The organism is Phenylobacterium sp., assembly GCF_031412415.1.
GTDB lineage: Bacteria > Pseudomonadota > Alphaproteobacteria > Caulobacterales > Caulobacteraceae > Phenylobacterium.
In genome coordinates, this window is sequence record NZ_JANOCX010000448.1 from 1 (window position 1) to 22,107 (window position 22,107).

Consider the following 22,107-nt stretch of genomic DNA (forward strand, 5'->3'; position numbering starts at 1 on the left):
GGCGCCCGGCGGGGCCGCTCTATTCGTACTTCAACGCCGATAGCTGGACCGACCAGCCCTATGGGCAAGGCGTGGTGCTGGTGGGCGACGCGGCCGGCTGGAACGACCCGATCATCGGCCTGGGCCTGTCGATCACCTATCGCGACGTGCGGATGGTCAGCGACATCCTGAAGGCCTCAGATGACTGGGGCCCAGAGGCGTTCGCGAGCTATGGCGAGGAGCGGGCCGAGCGGATGCGGCGGTTGCGGTTCACCGCGAGCCTGCAGGCGGCCATCGACATGGAGTTCGGCGAGAAGGCGGCCGCGCGGCGGCTGAGCCTGTTCGAGCGGGCGGCCCTCGACCCCAGCCTGAAGATGCATTCCTTCGCGGTGATGGCGGGGCCGGAGGCCGTGCCCGCCGAGATGTTCACGCCCGAACACCGGGCCCGCGTCCTGGGAGAGGCCTGAGCATGGACATCGCCGACTACAACGCCCGCTGGCTGGGCGCCTGGACCGCCAAGGACGTGCCGACGCTGCTGAAATTCTATGCGGCCGACTGCATCTACAGGGACCCGCAGACGGCGGGCGGACTGACCGGGCGCGAGGCGCTGGGCGGCTATCTGACGGGGCTGTTCGGGGCCACGCCGGCCATGACCTACACGCCCGACGAGGTCTGGCCGATCCCAGGCGGGTTCTGTGGGCGCTGGTACTGCGATATCGCCGGCGGCGGGCGGTTGCGGGGTTTCGACCTGGTCATCCTGCGCGGCGACGAGATCGCGCTGAACGAGGTCTACACCCACACGATGGCGGCATGAGCGGTCCCGATATCCGCCGGCCGGGCGACATCGACGCCGCCTGGATGACCGCCATGCTGCAGCAGGCCGGGGTCGACACCGTGGTGCGCGGCCTGACCTCGAAGGGCGTGGGCACGGGGCAGATCGGCGACAGCGTGCGCTTCGTGCTGGACTATGAGCGGGACGGGGAAGGCGCGCCCCGGTCGGTGGTCGGCAAGTTCCCGGCGGCCGACGACACCAGCCGGGCGACCGGGGTGATGCTGGGCAACTATCATCGCGAGGTGAACTTCTATCGCCACCTGGCGGGCAAGGCGTTGATCCACACGCCGCGCTGCTGGTTCACCGATGTCGAGGACGCCACGGGCGAGTTCGTCCTGATCATGGAGGACCTGGCGCCGGCCCAGCAGGGCGACCAGCTCAAGGGCGTCAGCCTGGACCAAGCGCGGCTGGTGGTGGGCGAGGCGGCCAAGCTGCACGCCAGCCATTGGAACGACGACGGGCTGGATGACCTGCCCTGGGTCTCGGGATCCAAGGCCGCGCCCGCCAGCCCGGCGACGCCGGAGATGGTGCAGGCCCTGTGGGGCGGCTTCGTCGCCCGCTATGGATCGCGGCTGCAGCCTGCCTGGGTGGAGATCGGAGAGGTGCTGGGACGCAGCTTCGGGGCGATGGCGACGCTGCACGATGGGCCGCGCTGTCTGACCCACAACGACTTCCGGCCCGACAACATGATGTTCGGCGGCGCGGCGGGCGGCCACCCGATCACCACGCTGGACTGGCAGTCCTTCGCCTATGGGGCCGGGGCGACCGATGTCGCCTACTTTCTGGCGGGGGCCTTGCCCGCGGAGGTGCGACGGGCTCATGAGGCTGAGCTGCTGGGCCTCTATCACGCCAAGCTGGTCGAACTGGGGGTCGAGGCCTATCCGATGGCCGACCTGAGGCGGCACTACGAGCAGGGCGCCTTCCTGCTGTTCTTCACCGCCTTCTTCGCCGCCATGGTGGTGGAGCAGACCGCCCGCGGCGACGAGATGTTCCTGCGCATGCTGGGCGGGGCGAGCGACCACATCCTGGATCATGGAGCGCTGGCGCGGTTGGCGTAGGACGCCCCGCCCTCCAGCCGGTCGTGGCGCATAACGCCGCACCCCGGCTTGCAGGGCGTGGCGGACGGTTCGTTATCGCCGGCGAGGCCTGAAAATCTGCGCAACCCCGCGGCGCCCGCGCCTGTTTCGGCGGCAATGGCGTCTGAGCCGCTCAAGAACTCGACGCCCCCAACGCGAGTATGTGCAAAAAATCGGCCCTGTTTTGGGGTCCGATGCTCAGCTAACGGTCAATTTACCATTGCTGAACCGATCAAACGCCAAGTGCTCGGTCGGCCAAGATCGCCGCGTTTGACACCCTCCCAAATTCATGACGACCCTGTCATGCAGCGACATCGTCCTGGACGATGTAAACGCAACGCGCCGGCAGGGTTCATGACTGGCGCGGAAAAATGTGCCGGGGGGCGCGCAGCATAGGGCTCTCGTGAATATTGAGAGAGTCGAACCACTATGAATTCTACTGCAGATCGTAATCTGCATTTGGAGAAATTGCGAGTCGAGCACAGCTCGATGTCGCCGCTGTAGATCTGTCGATAAGTCGTAAAGGCGAACCTGGAGGTCGTCGTTACGTGATGTTCCCACGGTGATCGTCAGACGATCGTCCGTGGAGGACTGTCTAGTTATGCCTGCGTGGACCGATTGTCAGGTTCAGGCCCGTTTTTATCCGAGGGGAACAATAATGGCGAAGAAGATGTCTCAAATCGGACTGCTGGCGGGCGCTTCGCTCACAGTCCTGGTGCTGGCGACGCCAGCGAGCGCGCAGATGGTGGATGAAGTCATCGTCACCGGCTCGCGGGCGGCGCCGCGCACGGCGCTGGAGTCCGCCGTTCCGGTCGACTCCTTCAGCGCCGCGGAGATCGAGGCGGTCTCGCACTCCGACACCATGGACCTGCTGAAGACCCTGGTGCCGTCCTATAGCCTGGCGCGCGAGCCGATCTCGGACGGGGCGACCTTCATCCGTCCGGCGGCCCTGCGCGGTCTGCCGTCCGACAAGACCCTTCTTCTGGTCAACTCCAAGCGCCGTCACCGATCGGCGCTGGTCCTGACCGGCGGCAGCGGCACGCAGTCGCAAGACGCCGCCCAGATCCCCAGCTCGGCCCTGAAGGCCGTGGAAGTGCTGCGCGACGGCGCCGGCGCCCAGTACGGCTCGGACGCCATCGCCGGGGTCATCAACTTCATCCTGAAGGACGATTCGGACGGCGGCTCGCTGTCGATCCAGGCCGGCCAGTACTATGAGGGCGACGGCGACGCCATTGTCATCGGCGGCAACAAGGGCTTCGCGCTCGGCGACAACGGCTTCATCAACGTCAGCTTCGAGTACGTGACCGAGCAGCCGACCTCGCGGGGCCGCCAGTACTGCAACCGCAACCTGCCCAACCAGAACGCCGGCTTCTGCGTCGGTCTGTTCCCGACCGAGACCACCGCGCCGGGCTCGGCCTACACCGCCGCCTACGCCCAGTCGGTGAACTATGGCGGCCTGTTCACTAAGGTGGCCCAGAAGTGGGGTCAGCCGGACGCCGAGGGCACGCGGATCTTCGTCAACGCGGGCTATGACATCACGCCCGAGGTGCAGATCTACGCCTTCGCCAACTACTCGCGCAGCAACGCCAAGGAAGACTTCAACTACCGCAACCCGGTCGACGTCGGCGCGACGACCAACCAATCCGACGACTTCGTCTATACCCGCGCGGGCAACCTGTTCCGCGCCAACATGATCTTCCCGCTGGGCTTCACCCCGCAGTTCTTCGGCACCGTCGTCGACTACAGCTTCGTCAGCGGCATCAAGGGCGAGATCTGGGGCGGGCTGGGCTACGACTTGAGCGCCCGCTACGGCAACGACAACCTGTCGTACGACATGAACGACACGGTGAACTTCTCGCTGGGCGAAGCCAGCCCGACGAAGTTCCACGTGGGCGCCCTGGAGTCCGACGAAGTCGCGCTCAACGCCGACATGACCTACGCCTGGACCACCGGCTTCTCGGCCAATCCCGTGGCGATCGCCTTCGGCGCGGAATACCGGAAGGAAGGCTATGAGATCCTGAAGGGCGACGTCGGCTCGTATATCGCGGGCCCCTACGCCACGCAGGATCCTTACGACTTCTGCACCAACGAACCCCTGGTCGTGAACCGGACGCTGCGGGCCACGGCGCCGCAGAACAAGGGCATCGTCTGCAACGCCGCCACCGTCTCGATCGACGGCCGGACGTTCAACAACCCGGTCTACACGGCGCTGGGCGTCGGCTCGAACGGCGCGCCGGGCTTCCCGCCGCTCTATTCCGGCCGCCTGACCCGCAAGTCGAAGGCCGCCTATGTCGATCTCAGCACCGACCTGACGGAACAACTGTTCGTGCAGGCCTCGCTGCGGGCCGAGGACTTCTCCGACTTCGGCAGCACGCTGGACTACAAGGTCGCCGCGCGGTTCGAGTTCAACGACGCCTTCGCGGTCCGCGGCTCGATCGGCACCGGCTTCCGGGCGCCGACCACGGGCCAGCTGTTCACGACCTACACCTCGACGGTGGTCAACAACGGCGTGCCGGTCGCTCAGGGCCTGTTCCCGGCGACCAATCCCGTCTCGGTCTTCCTGGGCGCCGACGAGATCGGTCCAGAGGAGTCCACCAACTATTCGGTGGGCGTGACGGCGCAGATCCTGGACGGCCTGACCCTGACGTTCGACGCCTACTACATTGAAATCAAGGACATGTTCTACGCGATCACGCCGATCAACGTGACGCCGGCCATCACCGCGGCCATGGTTTCCGCCGGCATCCCCGGCGCCGAGAGCATCGGTCAGGTGAGCTTCTTCCAGAACGCCTTCGACGCGAAGGTCCAGGGCTTCGACGCCGTGGCCACCTACACGCTGGGTTGGGAGAACGGCCAGTCGACGGCGCTCAGCGCCTCGATGAACTGGAACCTGCCGCTGGTGGACAAGGTGAAGAAGGCCGGCTTCTTCGACGGCGAGTACGTGTTCGACTTCAAGCACCGCGAGCCCCGCTGGCGCAGCGTGATGACGGCGACGCACACGGCCGGTCCGTTCACTCTGCTGGGTCGGGCCAGCGTCTACGGCCCCTACAAGAACATGTTCAGCGTCGGCAATCCGGTGGTGCAGAAGTTCAAGGCCGAGGTCTTCCTGGACCTGGAGGCGAGCTACGACGTCACCGACTACGCGACCATCGCGCTGGGCGTCCGCAACGTGCTGGACAACTATCCGGAGCCGGATCGCATCGGGGAATCGGCCACGAACGGCCGGATCTACCGGTCGGACTCGGTGGTCGATTGGCAGGGCGGCTTCTACTACGCCAAGCTGGCGATGACCTTCTAGGCGAGACGATGGGCGGGCGGCTCAAGGCGAGTCGCCCGCCCGATCGGTCGAAGGCTCCGCCGGCCACGGCGGTTTTCACACAGTTCGCCGGCCTGGACCCGCCCTGCGCGGGACGCGGACGGCCAAGGTTCGCCGCTCGGCGCGGCGCGTTTTCTTCAGGGTGTTGGTCATGGGATTGAGTCGCCGGAATTTCCTGCATCGAGTCGGCGCCACAGGCGGCTATGGGGCGGCCTACACCGCGATGATGGCCCTGGGTCTGCTGCCCACGGCGGCGGCGAGCCAAGTCCCGGTGATGGCGGCCGACCTGGGGGCGGGCAAGAGCGTGGTGATCCTGGGCGGCGGGATCGCGGGCCTGGTCAACGCCTACGAACTTGAGCGCGCCGGGTTCAAGGTGACCCTGCTGGAGGCCCGCGACCGGCTGGGCGGCCGCAACTGGACCCTGCGAAACGGCTCGAAGATCGAGATGGTGGGCGAGGCCGATCAGACCGTCAGCTTCTCGGAGGGCGTTTACATGAACGCAGGGCCGGCGCGCCTGCCCAGCCACCACGAAGGGGTCCTGGGCTATTGCCGCAAGCTCAAGGTGGAGTTGGAGGTTGAGGTCAATTCCAGCCGCAGCGCCTACTTCTGGCCGCAGGGGTCGGACGCCAAGCCGATCCGGATGCGCCAAGGGGTCAACGACACCCGCGGCCACATCGCCGAACTGCTGGCCAAGGCGGTGAGCAAGGGCGCCCTGGACCAGGAGCTGAGCCTGGCCGACAAGGAGAAGTTGCTGCCGTTCCTGAAGACCTATGGGGACCTGGACGGCCAGATGGCGTTCAAGGGCACCGAGCGGTCGGGCTTCGTGCAGCTGCCGGGCGCGGACGCCCAATACGGGACCCATGGGGCGCCCCTGCCGCTGAGCGAGCTGTTGTCCAACGAACAACTCCGCTCGACCCTGTTCGAAGACCAGATCTACATGCAGGCGACCATGTTCCAGCCGGTGGGCGGCATGGACCAGATCGTGGCCGGCTTCGAGCGGGCGATTCGCAGCCCGCTGATCAAGAACGCCGAGGTGCTGGAGATTCGCGACACGCGCGGCGGCGTGGCCGTGGCCTATCGCGACCGCGTGAGCGGCGCGCGCCAGGTGGTGTCGGCCGACTTCGCCATCGTCACCATCCCCCTGAACGTCCTGGCCAAGATCGACACCAATTTCGCCCCCGACATCAAGGCGGCGGTCGCCAGCGTGCCCGGCGACTATTCCAACAAGATCGGCTTCGAGGCGCCCCGGTTCTGGGAGAAGGAGCAGATCTATGGCGGCATCTCCTTCGTGGGCGGAGAGACCAATCTCGTCTGGTATCCGTCCAACGGCCTGCACACCGAGCGCGGGATGCTGCTGGCCTGCTATGGGTCGGGCCCGCGCGCCAAGGCGTTCGCCGAGAAGTCGCTGACCGATCAGATCGCCGTGGCCAAGGGCGTCGTGGCGGGCCTGCACCCCGGCCACGAGACGGAGCTTGAGAAACCTGTGGTGGTCAACTGGAGCAAGATACCGTTCAATCTGGGACCGTGGCCGGCATATGGCGGCCGCGGGGGGCAGGAGGGGCGCAATGAAGACCCCGCCTATGTCCTCCTCAACAAGGAACCCAAGGGCCGCGTCTATTTTTCCGGCGCCCACCTCAGCCAAATGCCTGGCTGGCAGGAGGGCGCGGTGCTTTCCGCCCACCGGACCATCGGCATGATCGCCAACCGGGTGGGACAGAGCGTAGCCGTAACGCCTCAGAAGCAGACGACCGCCGCGGCCGCGGCCTGACCCCTCCACCGGAGACACCCATGCGAACGAATTTCCTGCCCGCCCTGATCGCCGGTCTGGCCCTGAGCGCGCTCTGCGCCCCGGCCCTGGCGCAGAACAAGCACATCGGAACGCCGACCGGCGCCATCTCGTCGGCGGTGCTGGTCCCGGCGGGATCGGAGACCTTCTATGTCAGCGGCATCACCCCGCCGGTGCTCAACGAAGGCGCTCCGGCCGGCACGCCACCGGAGTTCGGCGACACCAAGACCCAGGTGGCGGGCATCCTGAAGCGGATCGACGCGATCCTCACCGCCCAGGGCTACACCTTCGGCGACGTGGTGATGATGCGGGTGTTCCTGGTCGGCGACCCGGCCAAGGGCGGCAAGATGGACTTCGCCGGGATGATGGAATCCTACAAGGCGCACTTCGGCACGCCGACCCAGCCGAACAAGCCGGCCCGAATCACCATGCAGATCTCCGGTCTGGTGGCGCCGGGCATGCTGGCGGAGATCGAGGTCCAGGCCGCGCGCGCCAAGAAATAGGTCGCGAGCGTCTGCGGGGGCGGTCCGGTCCGGGGGGCCGGCCCGCCCTTTCGATTCGTGGACGATCAGTTCGAGGCGAGGTTGGCCCCGCGACCCTGGTAGGCCGAGCTGACAAGGGGCGCGCCGAGGCTGGCCACGGAGCTGTCCATGGCCGCGCCGTAGCAAGCCGTCGCGCGAACGGCGCGCTGATATTCCCGCAGGCTGAATTCGGAAGCGCCGCAGACCGACAGGGCGGCGCGGTCGAGACGGCGCAGCATGATCGAGGCGTGACCGGCGCGGCTGAGGTCGAGGTCGCCGTGGCGGGCGGCGACGGATGTGGTGATCTCGACGGCCGGGGCGGCCTGGACCGCGACGGGGGCGGCGAGGGCGAGCGCGAGGGCGCTGATCAGGATTTTCATGGGCGACTCCCTGGGACTGTCGGCCGGTTAGCCGGCGCGTTGCCAGGAAGATAGGCGGCTGGAGTCCGTCATGCCACCTCGACGCCCGTTTTTGTGGCGTAACGAGGTTATTCGCCAGTGGCGGCGAATTTCGGCTTGGCCAGACCTAGAGGAGGAGGGGCGGCGCCTTTGGCGGCGACGCAGGCTGTCCAGTCACCGGCTTTCGCACCAGCCGCGCCACTCTGGCGAGCAGCTGAGCGTCCTGGAAAGGCTTGGCCAGGAAGTCGCGGGCGCCGAGCTTGATGGCGGTCTGCACATCATCGGCCTGGTTGCGGGCGGTCAGGACCATGACCGGCACGCGGGCGAGCTGGCCTGAGAACTTCATGTGACGCAGGACGCCAAACCCGTCCAGTCGCGGCATGTTGATGTCCAAGATCATGGCGTGGGGGCGCAACTCCGCGAGCCGCTCGATGCCCTCGAAGCCGTCGCGGCCGTGGAAAGTCTGGTAGCCGGCGAGTTCGAGACGCGTGGTGATCAGCTCCAGGATCATGGGCTCGTCCTCCACCACAAGGATGCGGTAGCGCGAGGCGTCAGGCGAACCTTGCATCAGCGTCCTCCAGGTCTTGCGGATCCCACTGGACCGCGCGGGCGATGGCGGCCGCCAGCGCGGCGGGGTCGACGGGCTTGGACACCATCCCGTCGAAGCCCTCCGCAGCGAAGCGCCCCAGGTCAGCGTCGGCCGAGAAGGCGATGACGGGCACGTCCTGGTTGGGGCCAGGTTCGCCGCGGATGCGCGCCAGGGTGGCGGGCCCGTCGAGGCCCGGCATGCGGATGTCCAGCAGGATCACGTCGTAGGGCAGGGTGTGGGCGGCCGCCACGGCGGTCAATCCGTCCTCGGCGTCCGAGACCTCCGCGCCCATGTGCTCCAGGACGGCGCGGGCGAGCTCCCGATTCATCGGATTGTCGTCGACCACCAGCACACGAACGCCGTCCAACGACGCCCCGGCGCTGTGGGGTCCGATCGTCCGCACCGGCGGCTGCGCCAGCGGGGCGGCGACGGCGAAGAAGAAGCATGAGCCCTCGCCCGGCCTTGAGGTGACGCCGATCTGACCCCCCATGGCCTCCGCCAAGCCCTTGCAGATGGCTAGGCCAAGGCCCGTGCCGCCATGCCGGCGCGTGGTCGAGGCGTCTACCTGCGAGAAGCGCTGGAACAGCTTGCCCTGTTGGGCCTGGCTGAGACCCGGGCCGCTGTCCTCGACCCGAAGTTCCAGCCGTTGGGCGGCGAGGTCATAGGCGCCGACCAGGCGCACGCCGCCGGTTTCGGTGAACTTGATGGCGTTGCCGATCAGGTTGAGCAGGATCTGGCGCAGGCGGTCGGGGTCGAGGCTCACGCAGGCCGGCAGCTCTCCGCTGGCGAACTCGAGCGTCAGGCCCTTGGCGTCGGCCTGGGGCGAGAACAGCAGCAGGGCGTCGCGCAGCAGCTCGCCGGGATCGACGGGTCTCGGCGCGATTTCCACCTGGCCGGCTTCGAGCTTCGAGAAGTCCAGGATGTCGTTGACGATCGACAGCAGCGCCTCGCCGGCGCCGGCCACGCGAGCGACGTGGGTCTGGGCGGTTTCGTCCAAGCCCTCTCGGCCCGACAACAACCGGGTGAAGCCCAGGATGGCGGTCAGCGGTGTGCGGATTTCGTGGCTCATATTGGCCATGAAGTCCGACTTCGCCGCGGCGGCGGCCTGGGCGGCGTCTCGGGCGGCGCGCAGTTCGACGTCCAGGGCCACGCGGGCGGTGATGTCGCGAACGACGTCCTGGAACTCAACGAACTGGCCTGCCTCGTCGTAGATCGCCTTGGCCTGAGCCTCCAGCCAGATCATCTCGCCGTCCTTGCGGTAGGCCCGGTACTCGAAGCGGATGGGATCGGCGGTCGGACCGGCGGCGAGATAGGCCGAGAACCTGCGCAGGGCGGGTCGAACATCGTCGGGGTGCATGAAGTTCGAGCTGGCCTTGCCCACCATCTTGTGGGGCTCGTAGCCCATGACCGAGGTCAGCGACGGCGAGAGAAAGGTGAAGACGCCGTCCGCGCCGTAGCAGGCGATCACGTCGGTGGCGTTGTCGGTGAGCAGGCGGTAGCGGCGCTCGCTTTCGGCCAGGGCGGCCATGGCGGCGCGCCGCTCGGCGATGTCGCGGATCTGGCTGACGATGCCCTTCGGCGCGCCGGACTCGTCACAGACCAACGAGGCGTTGCTTTCGACCCAGGCCTCGCCTCCGTCGGCGGTGACGATGCGGTAGGTGGGGTCGATGGACCGGTCCAGCGGGCCCCCTGCGGTGAGAGTGGCTATCATGCCGAGCACCCGGCCGAGATCGTCGGGATGAACGAATTCCGCACCTCGCCGGCCGACCATCTCGTCCGGGGCGTAGCCATAGCGCCGGACCGAGGGCGACACGTAGTTGATGACGTCATCCATATCCATCTTCAGGACGACGTCGCTGGAAGCGTCGGCGAGCAGGCGATAGCGGTCCTCGGCCTCCCGCCGGGCGGTGAGATCCTCGACCTGGGCCACGAAGTGCCTTGGCCGTCCGTCTGACTCAATCACCATGGACACCGACAGGCGCACCCAGACGATGACGCCGTCGGCGCGGACATAGCGTTTGTCCATCTGGTAGTTGGGGATGTCGCCGGCCGCGAGCAGGGTCAGCAGGCCGAGATCGGCGTTGAGGTCGTCGGGATGGGTGATGGTCTGGAAGTCCAGGCCCAGCATCTCCGGCTCGGGATAGCCGACGATCTGGCAGAAGGCCTGGTTGATCTTGAGGAACTCGCCGTTCAGTCCGACCAGGGCCATGCCGATGGGCGCGTGATGGAAGGCGTTCTCGAAGAGCGCGGTCTGAGCCCGACGCTCGCTGATGTCCTGCATCAGCAGGGTGATCTCCCAGCCGGCGGGGCCGGGTATGGCGCTGACGGCCATCTCGATGGGGAATTCCTCGCCGGTCTTGCGCAGGGCGTCGACCTCGGTTCGCGCCTCGACGACCGCGCCCTGACCTGCGGCCAGGAACCGCGCGAAACCCGCGCTGCGCTCGGCGCGGGTCTGCGGCGGGAAGACAAGATCGCCCAGCATCTCGCCGAACGCCTCGGAGGCGGTCCAACCGAAGATCAGCTCGGCATGGCGGTTCCAGCCGGTGACCGATCCGGACTCATCGACCGTCACGATGGCCTGGTTGGCGTTGGAGATCACCTTCTGCATCCGGGTCTCGCTGGCCCGCAGCGAGGCCTCCAGAAGCCGGGTGGCGGTGATGTCCCAGTTCGTGCCCACCATGCGCAGAGGCGCACCGGAAGCATTGAAGACGATCGTGGCCATGGCGCGGATGTGGCGGACTGAGCCACCGCTGGCCACGATGCGGAACTCGGTGTCGAACGCCGCTTCCCCCGCCACAGCCGCTTGAAGCTCGGCAAGCACGCGCGCCTTGTCGTCAAGATGCAGACTGTCTTCGAACCCGGCGAACGACGTCTGCGCGCCTGTCGATCTGCGCGCATAGAGTTCGTGCATCCGCTCGTCCCAGATCAGGGTGTCGGCCTCAAGGTCCCACTCCCAGATGCCGACCTGGGCGGCGCCAACCGCCGCGGCCATCCGCTCGTCGTGCCGGTCCTGCTGGGCCCGTGCGGCTTCGAGGGCCTGTTCGATGCGCTTTCGCTCGGTCACGTCGCGAAACGCGTTGAGAATCTCGACGGGCTTGCCGGTCTCGTCGCGGCGCACCTGGGGATTGCCCTCAAGCCACACCCAGTCGCCGTCCTTGGCCAGGTAACGGTAGGCGCGATCGGCGGTGCGGTCGACGGGCGCGCCGGAGAATAGCGCGGCGCTGCCGGCGGCGAAGCGGGCGAGGTCGTCGGGATGAACCAGCGCCGCGGCCGGTTGGCCGATTAGCTCCTCGGGTTCATAGCCCAGAACCCGGCAAGCCGGGGAAACGTACAGCAGGCGCCCGTTGAGGTCGGCGCGGACGATGATGTCGGTGCTGGTCTCGACCAGAAGGCGATAGGCGTCGTGGGTCGCCGCTGGGTCGGTGGCAGGGTTCGTCGTCGATCCAGCCAAGTCACAGCCTCACGCCATAGAGCGCTCAGGTCCAGCGCGCCTGCGTCGAACGTCGATCATGGAGGTTCGGAAATGGTGAATGGCGGTGCGACATCCGACCGCAGACAACCTAGGATTTCGCCGGCGCGCGTCGCGCTTCAGTGGTGATCAAGGCGGTGCGTTCGGCGGGGGTGATGTGGCGCCAGCGACCCTCCGGCAGGTCAGCGAGGCGCAGGGTTCCGATGCGCACGCGGAACAGGTCGACCACGGTCAGATCGACCATCTCGCACATCCGCCGAATCTGGCGGTTGCGGCCTTCCTTGAGGATGAACCGCAGGAGCTGACCCTCCACCACCTTGACCTTGGCGTAGCGGAGCTGGCGGCCGTCCAGCTGTAGGCCGTGGCGCAGCATGGTCAGCTTCTTCTCGGTGATCTGGCCGCCGACCCGGACCATGTATTCCTTCTCCAGATTGGAGTCGGGTCCGATCACCGCCTTGGCCACCACGCCGTCCTCCGAGAGGATCAGCAGGCCGCGGCTATCCATGTCGAGCCGCCCCACGGGGGCCAGGCGCGAGTCCCAGTCGGGGATGGTGGCGGCCGGCCCGTAGAGCGCCTCGGCGGTCAGCAGCCGCACGGCGGGGATCTGGCCGGGGTCCGGCTGGGATGAGACCACGCCCACCGGTTTGTGGATGATCACCGTCATGGCCGATTCCAGCGCCGCCTGGGCGACGTCGGCCAGGGTGAGGGTCTGGCCCGGCGCGATCTTACGCCCGGCGTCGTCGACCCGTTCGCCGTCGATGGAGATCAGGCCCTGGGCGATCAGGCCCTCTGCCTCGCGGCGTGAGCAGACGCCGTTCTGCGCCAGCCAGCGGTTGACGCGCTGCGGTTCGGGTTCGTCGTAAAGGCGGGTCCAGGCCATGGGTCTATCTAGGGGCCAAGTCGCGCCGTTCATAGGTGCGGATGATCACGTCGACCTCGGTGGCGAGATGGTCGAGGCCGGCCAGGCGCTCGCGCGCGTCGGCGGCCCAGGCGGAGGGGGTCATGCCGACGAGGGCGGCGATGGCGGCGGGGTCGTTCAGGTCGAGGTCGTAGCCGATACGGACTTCGTCCTTCAGCGCGAAGCCATCGGAGAGCGGCGGACTATCGGGGTGCTCGGTGGGGGTTTCGTAGATCAGCCTGCGCAAGCCGAAGAGATGGCGCGGGCCTGGGGCGCCAACGATCAGGCGTCCGCCGTCGCGAAGGACTCGGTGCGCCTCGGCGGCCTCGAGCGGGGCGAAGTGCGAAATCAGCGCGTCAACGGCCTGGTCCAGCACGGGCAGGCGGTGGGCGCCGGCCACCGCGTAGAGGCCCAAGCGATCGCGCTTGGCCGCCGCCTCGACGGCATGGCGGGAGATGTCGAGACCGTGGAGGTCCAGCGGCCTGGCGGCGCGTTCTCGCAAGCCACGCAGGTAGTGGCCCTCGCCGCAGCCGACATCCAGGACGCAGGTCGCCGATCGGTCGGCCAGCACCGCGTCGGCCAGGGCCTGGGCGACAGGCGCATAGTGGCCCGCTTCCAGGAAGGCGGTGCGGGCCGCCATCATCGCCTTGTCGTCGCCGGGATCCTTGGAACGGCGCTGATTGGCCAGCAGCAGGTTCACGTAGCCGGACCTGGCGAGGTCATAGGCGTGACCGGCCGCGCAGCGGAACGCGGCGGCCTCCCGCGCAAGCGGCTGGGCGCAGACCGGGCAGGCGAGGAAGGGCCTCACCCCGCGCGGCGGGCTGTGATGATCTTCACGGGCTGGGCGAGGATCTCGCCCTTCATGACGCCTTCGCCCTTGGTGGCGGAGGTGGGGGCGGCGAGGATCTTTCGCACCGTGTCCATGCCGTCGACCACCTTGCCGAACACCGCGAAGCCCAGGTTGTCGCCGGGCAGGGCGGGGTTGGCGTCCATGTAGGTCATGTCGCCTAGGACGATGAAGAAGTCGGACGTGGCGCTGCCCGGATCGAAGCGGCCCATGGAGATGGCGCCGTCGGTGTGGGAGAGGCCGGTCCTGGTGGTGGGCTCATGGGCGATGGGCTTCAGCACCCGGGCCGGGTCGTTCTGGACTCCGCCCTGGATGAGGCCGAGCTCGGGAGCATTGGGGGTCTTGGACGCCCGGTAGAAGGTCGCCCCGTCATACCGCTTTTGATCGACATAGCGCAGGAAGTTGGCGGTGGTGATCGGCGCCTTGTCCTTCTGCAGCTCCAGGACGATGGGGCCCTCGGAAGTGGTGAGGGTGACCTTGACGGTGGCGGGCGGCTCAGGCGGCGGCGCGACAGCCGGGGTCTGGGCGAAGGCCGGAGCGGCGGCGAGCAGCGCCATGGCGGCGAGCGCGCGCAGGGCCAGGCGGCGAAGGAACAGGTGGGACATGGCGCGAGAGTACAGCGGAGGGCCGGGGTGGCAATGGCCGCCTAGAACCGCCGAGCTCCGACCCGCGCCAGGGCGCTGACCGCGAAGGCGGCGAAGAGGCCGCTGCGGCGCGCGGTCTCCGGGTCGGCGGCCTCGCCCTGGGCGGCGATCCCGGTCGGGCGGCGCAGGGTCCAGGTCCAGGTCGCGCCGTGGGCGGTCAGCACGATCTCGAAGCCTTCCGGTGTGTCTTGCATGGGGCGAGGATGACGCGCGGCCGTGGAGGCGTGACGCGGGCGATGTGGAGAAATCGTGCAGAGGCTCAGAGGTCGGCGCGGGGCAGGACGATCTCGAAGGTCGCGCCCGTGGCCGAGGCGACCAGATCCAGGCGGCCATGGCTGGCGGCCAGCAGGGAGCGCGCGATGGGCAGGCCCAGGCCCGTGCCGCCCTCGGCCCGCCGACTGGTGAAGAACGGCTCGAACAGCCGCTCGCGGTCGGCGGCCGGGACGCCGGGGCCGTCGTCGGCGAGGCTGAGGGTCACCGCGTCCTCCGCCACCATGGCTGCGATGACGGCCTGGCCTGCGCCGGCCTGCCGGCTGTTCTGGAGGAGCGCGGTGAGTACGGTCTCCACCGTGGCCTCCGGAACGGCGACCCTGGGAAGGGCGGCCGGCAGATCGACCCTGACGGCGAAGCTCCCGTTCGAGACGCCATCGGCCACCCGGCGGACCGGGGCGGCCAGGTCCACGGCGGCGTCGGCCTGGGGCTGGGCCATGTCGGCGCGGGCCAGGTCGAGCAGACGGGTGACCAGGTGCGAGAGCCTGGCGTTGTCGGCGGCGATGTTGGCGAGGAAGCCCTGCCGCTCCTCCGGGCTCATGGTCGCGGCGTGGTCCTGGAGCAGTTCGACCGCCCCGCCGATGCCGGCGAGCGGGGTCTTGAACTCATGGCTGACGGCGGCGGCGAAGTCGCGCAGGTAGCCCGAGCGGCGGTCGATGGCTTCTGACATCTGGCGAAAGTCTTCATAGAGCGCCTGGATCTCGATGGCGGCGGTGGTGGGGGTTCGCGGCACGCCGCCGCGTCCGGCGGCCACCTCCCGCGAGGCCGCGCTGAGCGCCTCGATCGGGCGGGTCACGCCGCGGGAGACCAGGCCGGAGAGGACGATCAGAGCCCCGAAGATCGCCACGACGCCGACAATGATCTTTCCCCGGTCCTCGTAGAGCCCGCGGAACAGGGCGCGCGGCGAGCGCGAGAGCAGAAGGACCCCCACGACCTTGCTGTCGGCCACGATGGGCCGGGCGTGATGGAGCCGGACGGCTGAGGCGCGGCTCAGCCACTCGAACGAATAGACCGGGTGATAGTCGCCGTTGCGGCGGATGACCGTGCGTGTGGTTCCGTCCAGGGCCGAACGGACCTCGGGCAGGAAGGCCAGTCCGCCGCCGCCAGGACGCCCGTCGGCCATGACGCCCGCGGCGTCCAGCACCAGGATCGAGGCCAGGGTGGTCCGGGTGGTCTCGGCGATCACCGGCGCCAGGCTCGCGGCGATGGCCACCGCGCGTGGGTCAGGAACGGCGGGGATCGGCGCGGGGCGCTCGGGCAGGATCGGCGAGGCGTTGAGGTCGATGGTGGTGGGTTCGGGACGATAGTAGTCGCCGGGACGCGCGTCGGGCGGGGGCGCCGCCAGGGGCCGCGCGCCGGGCCAGGCCGCGCCGGCCATGGCGGCCAGCGCCGCGCCCTGGGCCACCAACTCGGCCTCGGTCTGGCGAACCAGCGCGTTCTCGTAGACCCGCAGGCCGATGGCGCCGAGCCCGGGAAGGGCGGCGGCGAACAACAGCACCGACAGCAGGATGGTGCGCAGGCGCAGGGCCGGCCAATGGCGCTTGGCGAGGGCCTTCAGCGCCCCGATCACGCCGCCGGGCCGCGGCAGGGTCCCAGGCGGTAGCCGACGCCGGGGCGGGTCTCGATCACGTCGTGGCCGCCCAGGCCCGCGAACTTGGCGCGCAGGTTGCGGATGTGGCTGTCGATGGTGCGGTCGGTGATGGCGAAGCCCGGCCCGTGCAGGCGCTCGATGATGGCGTCGCGGGTGAACACCCGGGTCGGGGCGGCCGCGAGGGTGCGCAGGATGGCGAACTCGGTGACGGTGAGCGGGGCCTCGGTCTCGCCCCACCAGGCGCTCCAGCTCTCGGCATCCAGGCGCAGGGCGCCGCGCGTGAGTCCGGCGTCGGGCTCCGCGGCGGGGCGCGCGGCGCCGGCGCGACGCAGGATGGCCTGGACCCGGGCCACCACCTCGCGGGGGCTGAAGGGCTTGACCACATAGTCGTCGGCGCCGAGCTCGATGCCCAGGACCCGGTCGATCTCGTCGTCGCGGGAGGACAGGAACAGGATCGGCAGGTCGCCCTGGGCGCGCAGGCGGCGGCAGACGTCCAGGCCATTGAGGCGCGGCATGTTGATGTCGAGCACCACCAAATCGGGGGGACCGGCGGCGACGGCGGCGAGCGCGCTCTCGCCATCCTGCGCCTCCCGCGTCGCCAAGCCCGCCTTGGCGAAGGCGAAGGCCAGCAGTTGGCGGATGTGCGGGTCGTCGTCGACGATCAGGATCGTGCGGTCCATGGGGCGCATGTTCAGTCTGCCGGCGGCGGGGTCAATGGCGCAGCCGGCGCGGCGGACACCCCCGCGGTCTTCGAGACAGGCATGAGCTGCGCGGTGCAATCGCGATAGCCGGGCAGGGGTGGCGGCGTGGGGTGCGCTGCCAGCAGGCCGCGGGCGCGGTCGAGGCGGCGCTGCCCGCGCCAGGTCCATGAGCGCCAATGCGACTGCTCCAGCCGCAGCTCCTCCATCGCGTTGGCGCGGACATAGGCGGCTTGGTCGCGGAAGGCCGCCGGGACCTTCGCCTGCTCCAGATGCAGCAGCGGCAGGAGGGCTGAGTCACCGAGCTTGGCCAGGTAGCAGAAGTCCAGCTCCGCGCCCCGGCCGCCCACCTCGCGGGCGTGGCGGACGTTCCAGGCGGCGGCCAGGGCGCCCTCGTCGACCACGCTGGCCAGAGTCAGCACAAGGCCGGCGCAAAGGACGTTGGCGTTGATCAGCCAACTAGCGCTGCGGCTCTTCAGAAGGCGCCAGCAGATCAGGATCAAGCCCACCGCCACCAGGACCATCCAGGCCAGGGCGGCGATCCGCAGGCGGGTCAGGGAATAGGCTTCTACGTAGTCCAGGGTGCGCAGGATGGTGGAGGCCACCAGGAACAGGTTCTGGGCGATCCAGACGATCACCAGCCCGCGGACCAGGGGGCGGGCGGCGGTCTCGCTGCCCGGGCGCAGGGCGACCAGGACGAACAGACCGGCCAGCAGCGCCGTGACGATCAGCGGATAGGCCCCGCGATGGGCGTACTGCGCCAGGGTCACGCCGTCGGGCAGGGGCGCGCCGCTCCAGAGGAATGCGAGGTCCAGGGCGTTCTGGCCGGCGAACAGGGCGTTGAACACCACGAGCGAGAGGGTGACGGAGGCGGCGCTAACGCCGGGCGTCGGCCTGCCGCGCGGGGCGGGCAGGGTGAGCGGACGACGCATGAAGCGCGGTCGCAGGGCGCCCCAGATCGGGATGAGCGGGACCAGCCAGAAGACGCCGCGGCCGAAGTCCGGCGGCGGGATGCGCAGGCGCGCCAGGGCCTGGGAGATCAACGGGTTGGCGAAGGCGAACAGGACGAAGAAGACCAGGCCTCCCAGCACCGGCACGGCGAGAAGACCCAGCGTGGCGAGGAGCCGGCGGGGCGGTGCGCGACGGCGCGCCTTGCGCAGGATCATCCAGTCCACGGCCGGGGCGATGAGGCCTGCGACGCCCTGGAAGACCAGGCGCTGGGTCCAGCGCCAGGCGTCGTCCGCCCGCCCCGCGCGAGGCGAGAGAACGGCCACGGCGAGGGCCGTGCAGAACAGCAGCCAGCCGAGGAGGGTGAAGGTCTCGACCAAGAGCAGACCGAAGGCGGCGGCCAGGCCCGCGGCGATCCTGGCGCGGGGATCGCGCCAGATGGCGGTGTTGGCGATCGCCGCCGCCAGGACCCAGGCCAGGGCGAAGAGCCCAAGGCCCGCGCCGAGGTGTTCCTCGGTGTCATAGAACAACAGGTCGGCGAGGGTGATCAGGGCGGCGGCGAGGGTCGGCTTGATCAGGAAGGTCGGGCGGCGCGGCATTCGGGTCTCCCCCAGGGGTGAGACCAGGTTCTGACCGCTGCAGGTTCAGGGGTGACGCGAGCGGCGTGCAGACCGCGACCTGGGGCCGTGCAGACGCCGTGCAGGCCGGATCGGAAACGCTTTGTTTCAAGGTGAGGGCGCATGGTCCGCCGGCGCGTGGCCGTGGCGGTTCGGCCGGCGCGGTCTGGGGGACGACAACATGGCCACCTTCATGCAGCTCGGCGTGCAGGCCGCCCAGGCGCGGAACGTCACCGAGGCGGTCGGCTGGTTCCAGCGCGCCCATCAGGAAAACCCCGCCGATCCGGTCGCGCGCGCCTGGCTGGGCCAGTGCCTGTGCAGCCTGGGACGGCGGCTGGAGGGGGTCGACCACCTGGTGAAGGCCGGGCGGCTGCTGGCGCAGGCCGCCCGCGTGAGCAAGGACACCAGCAAGGTCATGGAGGTGATCGGCCAGCTTCAGGGTTGGGGCGCCTTCGCGCCGGCGCTGGAACTGGCGCGCGCGCTGGTCGAGATCGATGGGGGCAACCCGCGCGCCCACCAGCTCCTGGCGGTGACCTGCGGCCAGATCAACTTGACGGAGGAGGCGCTGGTCGCCGTGGCCGAGGCGCTGCGGCTCGCGCCGGGCCACCAGATGCTGCTGGTGCTGCAGGCCAGCCTCGAGGCCGACGCCAAGCAGTTCGAGGCCGCCAAGGCCCGTCTCACCGAGGTGCTGGCCAAGGCGCCCGGCGCGCGGGAGGCGTTTCGCGCGCACAAGGAAATGGCCCGGGTCCTGGATGGCCTGGGCGAGTACGACGCGGTGTTCGCGCATCTGGAGGCCGCGGCCAAGCTGGCCCCGACCCTGCCGGAATTCGCACAGCAGGACGCTCGGATCATCCCCGAGATGATCCGCCAGAACGAGGCGGGCTTCAGCGCCGAGCTGATGGGACGCTGGGCGGGCGTCGCCTTCGCCGAGACCCCACGGGCGCCGGTCTTCATCATGGGGTTCTTCCGGTCCGGCACGACCCTGACCCAGGAGGTGCTGGACGTTCATCCCGATGTGTTCGTGGCCGACGAAGCGGGCTTGCTCTGGGACATGCAGCGCGAACTGCACCGGATGGATTCCGCACCGGGCACGGTGGCCGAGAAGCTGGCCAGGCTGGACGAGGCTGGGATCGGCCGCTTGCGCGCCACCTATTGGAACCTGGCCCGAGGACGGTACGGCGACGTGGTCGATCGCGGCCTGTTCGTGGACAAGTATACGATGAACACCATCGACGTCGGGCTGATCAGCACGGTCTTCCCGGACGCCAAGGTAGTGTTCGTGCTGCGCGATCCGCGCGACGTCTGCCTGAGCTGCGTGATGCAGCTCATGAACCCCACGCCGGCCACGCGTCATCTCCTGACCCTGGAGGACACCGCAGCGTTCTATGCCCAGGTGATGGCCTGGTGGCTCAGCGTGAGGGAGCGCCTGAGCGTGGAATACCTGGAGTTCCGCTACGAGGACGCCGTCGAGTCCTTCGAGCCGACCTTCCAGCGCGTCTTCGCCTTCCTCGGCTTGAGCTGGGACCCGAAAGTCGTCGAGTTCCACGAGCGCGCTGTGGGAAAGTTCATCGCCAGCCCCAGCCGCAACCAGGTCGCGCAGCCGCTGTATTCGTCCTCAGTCGCGCGATGGCGGCGATATACGGCAGAGCTTTCGAGCGCCTCGGCGCCGTTAACCATGTTTATCGACGCGTTTCACTACCCAAAATAGTGAGCTTGTAACGAGCAAGCATGATTTCGCCTGAGGTGCGAATTCAACAACCTTCACTGTTGAGAGCATTATGGTTAACGGCCTGTTGTTGTTAACCATGTTGTAGGTTTTTGACTGATCGCAGAGCGCCTAACCGCCTAAAACACCCCTATAGCAACGGTTCTCCAGTTCGTCGGAAAAACCCTTCTTGGTTAAGGCGTTGATGTGTCGTTAACCATATTGGAGACCGTCTTCAAGTTGTCAAAAAGGGGAGTGTCTTGGTTAACGAGCAAGCATCGCCCAACGGTCTCTTGGCATAGTGCAATCGGACTAGATCGGCGTTGTTGAGGTGGAGATAGCCAGTGGCAAACCTGGCAACCCACTGTTGCGATGACACACTCACAACAGCCCACAACTGCGAATTCTGTCCCGAAAACAGGGAATCAGCGAACGCGGATCGTCGAAAGTATTGACAAACAATTAAGGCAGATGACCAAATGCCGCATTCAAGCCGCAATGGGGGAACCTCGGCGGCGGACTTTGGTAAGGGGCTTAGAAATGAAAAGCAGACTTCTCTGCGGCGCCGCGGCGCTGCTCAGCGTCATTGGGGTTGCTGGCACCGCTTCGGCCGACAGCTTCGTCAATGGCGGCTTCGAAAACGGCACCGCGAGCGGCTGGACTTCGACCGGCGGCTATCGGGGCAACATCACCAACGCCAACCTGGATCCGGGCGATCTTGGCGGTGTCGCGAACCGTAGCGCTGTCGTCGGTACGGCCTATGTGGATCCGAACGTCGGCGCGGCCCTCGGCGGCGCCGTCTACAGCGGCAACCACAGCTTCCGGGTCGAAGACACGATCAACGGCGGCTACGGCTCCGTCCTGACGCAGACCGTGAACAACTACACCGACGCGAACATCTTCTTCGCTTGGAAGGCGGTTCTCGAAGGCGCCCACGGCACCAACGACGCGGCGACGATGATCATCACGCTGAAGGACCTCACCACCAACACCACGCTGATCACGCGCCAGTACAACGCCGCCTCCAGCGGCGGTGGTATCGACGCGCGCTTCAGCCTGCTGAACGGCAACTACTACACCCCGCAGTGGCAGATCGAACAACTGGCCATCGGCCCCGGTCTGAGCGGCCACAATTTCCAGCTGTCCGTGCTCGCGGCCGACTGCGAACCGACCGGCCACTTCGGCTACGTCTATCTGGACGGCTTCGGCGCCGTGACCCCGCCTCCGGTCATCCCGGGCGGTATCCCGGAACCTTCGACCTGGGCCATGATGATCATGGGCTTCGGTCTGGCCGGTTCGGCCCTGCGTCGTCGTCGCACCAGCACCGCCCTGCTGGCCGCCTAAGACGGACGATGTCTGAGAATTGAGGCGCCGCCGGCCCCCACCGGCGGCGTTTTCATGCCTGCATCGCCGCCGCGCCCGCTGCTATGCTGACTGGACGTCCGCGCTTCGAGGTCTCCATGACATCCGACACGTCGCCGCGCCAAATGTCCGCTCGCCTTGAGCTGGCGCTGCGGGCGATCGGTCTTCTCGCCATTCTGGCCGCGACCTTTGTTCCGGAAGGCTACAGCCGTGTTTTGGCGGTCGGTGGCGGGCTGTGGCTGGCCGGAATCTTTCTCTACCGCGCCGTGACGGAGCGACCGGCTCCGATCGCGCGGCACCTCTTCTGGGCGGCGGTGTTCGTGGCGCTGGCGGCCTGGCTATGGACGCGGAGTTGATCGGCCGCGCGTCCGCCAGCCTTCAAGGCTTGGCCCAGAGAGCGAAGATGAAGTGCGACGACCCCGCCTCGCGCAGGGCCGCGTCGGCGGCCAGCAGTTCGTCGAGCGCTGGATTGTCGTCGCCGACGGCCGGGACCACGAACGGCCCCAGGATGTTGATGAAGGTCCCGCCGATCCGCTCGACCTTCACGCCGGGCAGATTGCG

The 22,107-nt window shown here is 68.3% G+C and carries 20 protein-coding genes; 9 read left to right on the top strand and 11 right to left on the bottom strand.

The window, feature by feature from the left end; all coding sequences use genetic code 11:
• The 6 genes from RMO04_RS20715 to RMO04_RS20740 all read left to right on the top strand — a co-directional run.
• Positions 1-446 (top strand): hypothetical protein (locus tag RMO04_RS20715; protein WP_309646663.1); only part of this gene is annotated, 446 nt, incomplete at its 5' end.
• Between the two features lie 2 nt (positions 447-448).
• Positions 449-793 (top strand): nuclear transport factor 2 family protein, encoded by a 345-nt coding sequence (locus tag RMO04_RS20720; protein WP_309646664.1) that lies wholly within the window; start codon positions 449-451, stop codon positions 791-793.
• Positions 790-1,869, top strand: a complete 1,080-nt coding sequence (locus RMO04_RS20725) for a phosphotransferase (protein ID WP_309646665.1) — start codon at positions 790-792, stop codon at positions 1,867-1,869. The genes RMO04_RS20720 and RMO04_RS20725 overlap by 4 nt, the downstream gene beginning before the upstream one ends.
• Positions 1,870-2,557: 688 nt before the next feature.
• A complete protein-coding gene (locus RMO04_RS20730; RefSeq protein ID WP_309646666.1) occupies positions 2,558-5,185 on the top strand; it encodes a TonB-dependent receptor domain-containing protein in 2,628 nt (875 codons plus the stop codon).
• 169 nt (positions 5,186-5,354) lie between these two features.
• Positions 5,355-6,971 (top strand): FAD-dependent oxidoreductase, encoded by a 1,617-nt coding sequence (locus tag RMO04_RS20735; RefSeq protein ID WP_309646667.1) that lies wholly within the window; start codon positions 5,355-5,357, stop codon positions 6,969-6,971.
• Positions 6,972-6,991: 20 nt separating this feature from the next.
• Positions 6,992-7,492: a RidA family protein gene (locus tag RMO04_RS20740; protein ID WP_309646668.1), complete on the top strand. Its 501-nt coding sequence runs from the start codon at positions 6,992-6,994 to the stop codon at positions 7,490-7,492.
• A 65-nt stretch (positions 7,493-7,557) separates the two neighbouring features.
• Here RMO04_RS20740 and RMO04_RS20745 read toward each other — a convergent pair whose 3' ends face one another.
• From RMO04_RS20745 to RMO04_RS20790, 10 genes are all read right to left on the bottom strand, one after another.
• Positions 7,558-7,890 carry a UrcA family protein gene (locus tag RMO04_RS20745; protein WP_309646669.1) on the bottom strand — a complete coding sequence of 111 codons (333 nt, stop codon included), beginning with the start codon at positions 7,888-7,890 and terminating at the stop codon, positions 7,558-7,560.
• 145 nt (positions 7,891-8,035) lie between these two features.
• Positions 8,036-8,476, bottom strand: a complete 441-nt coding sequence (locus RMO04_RS20750) for a response regulator (RefSeq protein WP_309646670.1) — start codon at positions 8,474-8,476, stop codon at positions 8,036-8,038.
• Positions 8,460-11,948 carry a PAS domain S-box protein gene (locus RMO04_RS20755; protein ID WP_309646671.1) on the bottom strand — a complete coding sequence of 1,163 codons (3,489 nt, stop codon included), beginning with the start codon at positions 11,946-11,948 and terminating at the stop codon, positions 8,460-8,462. The genes RMO04_RS20750 and RMO04_RS20755 overlap by 17 nt, the downstream gene beginning before the upstream one ends.
• Before the next feature lie 109 nt (positions 11,949-12,057).
• Positions 12,058-12,846: a pseudouridine synthase gene (locus RMO04_RS20760; RefSeq protein WP_309646672.1), complete on the bottom strand. Its 789-nt coding sequence runs from the start codon at positions 12,844-12,846 to the stop codon at positions 12,058-12,060.
• A gap of 4 nt (positions 12,847-12,850) precedes the next feature.
• Positions 12,851-13,672, bottom strand: coding sequence for a putative RNA methyltransferase (locus tag RMO04_RS20765; protein ID WP_309646673.1), 822 nt, complete (start codon positions 13,670-13,672; stop codon positions 12,851-12,853).
• On the bottom strand, positions 13,669-14,316 hold the full coding sequence (locus tag RMO04_RS20770) for a peptidylprolyl isomerase (protein ID WP_309646674.1): 648 nt from the start codon (positions 14,314-14,316) through the stop codon (positions 13,669-13,671). Before RMO04_RS20770 ends, RMO04_RS20765 begins: the two co-directional genes overlap by 4 nt.
• A gap of 41 nt (positions 14,317-14,357) precedes the next feature.
• The gene (locus RMO04_RS20775) at positions 14,358-14,549 is read right to left on the bottom strand and encodes a hypothetical protein (protein ID WP_309646675.1); all 192 of its coding nucleotides are present in this window, start codon (positions 14,547-14,549) and stop codon (positions 14,358-14,360) included.
• Positions 14,550-14,614: 65 nt separating this feature from the next.
• The gene (locus RMO04_RS20780) at positions 14,615-16,195 is read right to left on the bottom strand and encodes a HAMP domain-containing sensor histidine kinase (protein WP_309646676.1); all 1,581 of its coding nucleotides are present in this window, start codon (positions 16,193-16,195) and stop codon (positions 14,615-14,617) included.
• Positions 16,192-16,896 carry a response regulator transcription factor gene (locus tag RMO04_RS20785; RefSeq protein ID WP_309646677.1) on the bottom strand — a complete coding sequence of 235 codons (705 nt, stop codon included), beginning with the start codon at positions 16,894-16,896 and terminating at the stop codon, positions 16,192-16,194. The genes RMO04_RS20780 and RMO04_RS20785 overlap by 4 nt, the downstream gene beginning before the upstream one ends.
• An 11-nt stretch (positions 16,897-16,907) precedes the next feature.
• Positions 16,908-18,461: a DUF4173 domain-containing protein gene (locus tag RMO04_RS20790; RefSeq protein ID WP_309646678.1), complete on the bottom strand. Its 1,554-nt coding sequence runs from the start codon at positions 18,459-18,461 to the stop codon at positions 16,908-16,910.
• A 199-nt stretch (positions 18,462-18,660) separates the two neighbouring features.
• On the opposite strand from RMO04_RS20790, the gene RMO04_RS20795 reads away from it, so the two are divergent.
• The 3 genes from RMO04_RS20795 to RMO04_RS20805 all read left to right on the top strand — a co-directional run bounded on the left by RMO04_RS20795 (position 18,661) and on the right by RMO04_RS20805 (position 21,902).
• Positions 18,661-20,187: a sulfotransferase gene (locus tag RMO04_RS20795; protein WP_309646679.1), complete on the top strand. Its 1,527-nt coding sequence runs from the start codon at positions 18,661-18,663 to the stop codon at positions 20,185-20,187.
• 537 nt (positions 20,188-20,724) lie between these two features.
• The gene (locus RMO04_RS20800) at positions 20,725-21,528 is read left to right on the top strand and encodes a PEPxxWA-CTERM sorting domain-containing protein (RefSeq protein ID WP_309646680.1); all 804 of its coding nucleotides are present in this window, start codon (positions 20,725-20,727) and stop codon (positions 21,526-21,528) included.
• 116 nt (positions 21,529-21,644) lie between these two features.
• Positions 21,645-21,902, top strand: coding sequence for a hypothetical protein (locus tag RMO04_RS20805; RefSeq protein WP_309646681.1), 258 nt, complete (start codon positions 21,645-21,647; stop codon positions 21,900-21,902).
• Between the two features lie 22 nt (positions 21,903-21,924).
• On the opposite strand, the gene RMO04_RS20810 is transcribed toward RMO04_RS20805, so the two are convergent.
• A partial coding sequence (locus RMO04_RS20810; RefSeq protein ID WP_309646682.1) for a hypothetical protein occupies positions 21,925-22,107 on the bottom strand: 183 nt, incomplete at its 5' end.